The following is a 2,187-nucleotide window of genomic DNA, read 5'->3' as shown; positions in this document are numbered from 1 at the left end:
AAGCGGGAGACCCCGCAGGCGGTAACGCCGAGGAGGCTCCCGTCCCTCCCCGCGGAAAGCAACGGGCAAATTTTGAAGGCTAAAAACAACAATCTATGCGAAAAGAGCCAAGAATAAACAATTTGGAGGTCAAAACAATGATGCGTGGAATGGGAAATATGCAAAATATGATGAAGCAAATGCAAAAAATGCAAAAACAAATGGCTCAGGCTCAGGAAGAGCTTGGAGAGAAAAAGATTGAGGGCACTGCTGGAGGCGGAATGGTCACAGTGATTGTTTCTGGTCATAAAGCAGTACTAGAAGTTAATATTAAGGAAGAAGTTGTTGACCCGGAAGATATCGAAATGCTTCAAGACCTTGTACTTGCTGCAACAAATGATGCACTGAAAAAGGCGGATGAATTAACGAATAACACGATGGGGCAATTTACTAAAGGAATGAATCTTCCGGGAATGTTCTAATTCAAATAGGCGTTCGGATAGGAGGAATAAATAACAATGCATTATCCTGAACCGATATCTAAGCTGATAGACAGCTTTATGAAATTGCCAGGTATCGGCCCGAAAACGGCCGCTCGTCTGGCTTTTTTTATATTAAGTATGAAGGAAGACACCGTGCTTGATTTTGCAAAAGCATTAGTCAACGCAAAAAGAAATTTGTCTTATTGCTCTGTTTGCGGTCATATCACAGACCAAGATCCTTGTTATATATGTGAGGATCAGAGAAGAGATCGAACCATTATCTGTGTTGTTCAAGATCCGAAAGATGTCATAGCAATGGAAAAGATGAAGGAATTTCATGGATTATACCATGTTCTTCAAGGGGCGATATCACCAATGGACGGAATCGGACCTGAGGATATTAATATCCCTAATCTTTTAAAAAGGCTCCAAGATGATACAGTACAAGAGGTTATTCTTGCTACGAATCCGAATATTGAGGGTGAAGCGACAGCGATGTATATTTCTCGACTTTTAAAACCATCGGGGATTCGAGCAACTCGTATTGCACATGGTCTCCCTGTTGGTGGCGATCTTGAATATGCCGACGAGGTTACGCTGTCCAAAGCGATAGAAGGTAGAAGAGAAGTTTAACTTTATTCAGCAGAAGTCTCATAACGATATAAGTGGCGAGATGAATGCAAATAGGGTATCCGATTCAGTAGGGGAACAAATCCTGGCTGAATAAAGGTAAGCCTCCGATTCTTTAAAGAGTTTCTTGAGCAAGTTAAGGTGAAAATCTAGGCGCAAATACGCCAAGGAGAATTTGATTTCAGGAGGCGGAATGGATGCTATTTCGAAGGAAAGGCTGGCTTCGCAAAGAATTTGATGAACAGCTATTAGGACAATTAAATGGATTAAAAGAATCTTGGATCAATCAGAAGTTACTCGTTGAGAAGAGTTTCGATCCATCCGCCGAAGTTATTAGCCATGCAAAAATCGCAGAAGCAAAATATTTTTTTCTTTTTAAAGAAGTAAAAAAGAGAAACATTTCGATAAGTAAATAATTTATGATTCATCTCCTCCTCTTCAGGTCTTTTTTGTTCGCCAATATCATAAATTGGTAGTACAAGTTTCCTGAAAGGAGGATTTTTCTCATTGGATCCAATCATCGTGATCTCCATACTTGGAGGGTTAATATTATTGCTTCTTTTTATCGGCACACCAGTAAAACCAATAAGAATGATCGGACAAGGTGTAATAAAAATACTTATTGGAGCCTTATTTTTGTTTTTTTTAAATGCGTTTGGCAATCAATTTGGAATCTATGTGCCTATTAATTTAATTACAGCCTCTGTATCTGGGATTTTAGGAATACCCGGCTTATTTGCACTAGTGGCAATACAAACATGGGTCGTTTAAAAAATAGAACAGCTGTGAAATGTTACAGCTGTTCTATTTTTAATTTAAAGTTAATAGTTGTTGACAGTATTAAAACATGATGATAATATAGTAAAGGTCGTCACAGCAATATTGTTAAAAGACTTTCAGGGGAAGCACTTAATAATTTTCTTGAAAAAGTTATTGACAATAAGGTGATGAAATGATATATTAAGAAAGTCGCTTCTAGGTGATTGCGATTTTGCTCTTTGAAAACTGAACGAACAAAAACGTCAACGTTTAAATTTTTATTTTTGAGCTAATCTTACTCTTTATTGGAGAGTTTGATCCTGGCTCAGGACGAACG

General features: G+C 38.2%; 4 protein-coding genes. All 4 read left to right on the top strand.

Going from position 1 to position 2,187, the window contains the following annotated elements:
• The first annotated feature begins 137 nt into the window (after positions 1-137).
• Positions 138-461: a YbaB/EbfC family nucleoid-associated protein gene (locus tag BGM26_RS21210; RefSeq protein WP_217042285.1), complete on the top strand. Its 324-nt coding sequence runs from the start codon at positions 138-140 to the stop codon at positions 459-461.
• 36 nt (positions 462-497) lie between these two features.
• Positions 498-1,094, top strand: coding sequence for a recombination mediator RecR (gene recR / locus BGM26_RS21205; protein ID WP_217042284.1), 597 nt, complete (start codon positions 498-500; stop codon positions 1,092-1,094).
• A 194-nt stretch (positions 1,095-1,288) separates the two neighbouring features.
• On the top strand, positions 1,289-1,507 hold the full coding sequence (locus tag BGM26_RS21200; RefSeq protein ID WP_217042283.1) for a YaaL family protein: 219 nt from the start codon (positions 1,289-1,291) through the stop codon (positions 1,505-1,507).
• Positions 1,508-1,598: 91 nt separating this feature from the next.
• Positions 1,599-1,862 carry a pro-sigmaK processing inhibitor BofA family protein gene (locus BGM26_RS21195; protein ID WP_217042282.1) on the top strand — a complete coding sequence of 88 codons (264 nt, stop codon included), beginning with the start codon at positions 1,599-1,601 and terminating at the stop codon, positions 1,860-1,862.
• Positions 1,863-2,187 lie beyond the last annotated feature (325 nt).

This window comes from Bacillus sp. FJAT-29790, from assembly GCF_019039215.1.
Taxonomy (GTDB): Bacteria; Bacillota; Bacilli; order Bacillales; family Cytobacillaceae; genus Cytobacillus.
Note: the sequence above shows the minus strand (reverse complement) of the source record. Positions and strands in the feature narration are given on the sequence as shown.